1 protein-coding gene is annotated in these 474 nt (G+C 38.8%); it reads right to left on the bottom strand.

All coding sequences use genetic code 11. The annotated features are described in order from the left end of the window. Positions 1–474 (bottom strand): polysaccharide biosynthesis tyrosine autokinase (locus J1785_RS00235; RefSeq protein ID WP_217218516.1); only part of this gene is annotated, 474 nt, incomplete at both ends.

Genomic DNA, 474 nt, shown 5'->3' with positions numbered 1-474 from the left:
ATTCCATTCAGAATGCAACCATTAATATTCACTCCACTTTGCTCAAACCGACTTAAACTTATTTCTATGTCTTTGGTAGTAGTATCTTCAAATCTGGCAACCATCAAGTTCGTTCCAGCATGCCGACCTATTATCGCTGCATCTGTTACTGCTAATATTGGTGGGCTGTCGATGATAACTAAGTCATAATTAGTTGTTGCCCATTCAATCAATTTTGAAAACCTTGGAGTCATCAACAATTCAGCAGGATTGGGTGGTATTGGTCCTCTACCAAGAAAGTCAATATTCCCCTTGCTGATTGTCTTTATAGCTTCTGAATATGAAATATCTGCAGTAAGTAGATTCGAAAGACCGATCCTATCGGATACCCCCATAACCTTATGTGCAAATCCCTTCCTCATATCACCATCAATCAGTAATACTTTTTTATCTAGCTGCCCCATTACCACCGCTAAATTCGCACTAATAAATGAC

The organism is Rahnella perminowiae (assembly GCF_019049755.1).
Taxonomy (GTDB): domain Bacteria; phylum Pseudomonadota; class Gammaproteobacteria; order Enterobacterales; family Enterobacteriaceae; genus Rahnella; species Rahnella perminowiae.
This window is presented reverse-complemented; position numbering and strand designations above follow the sequence as displayed.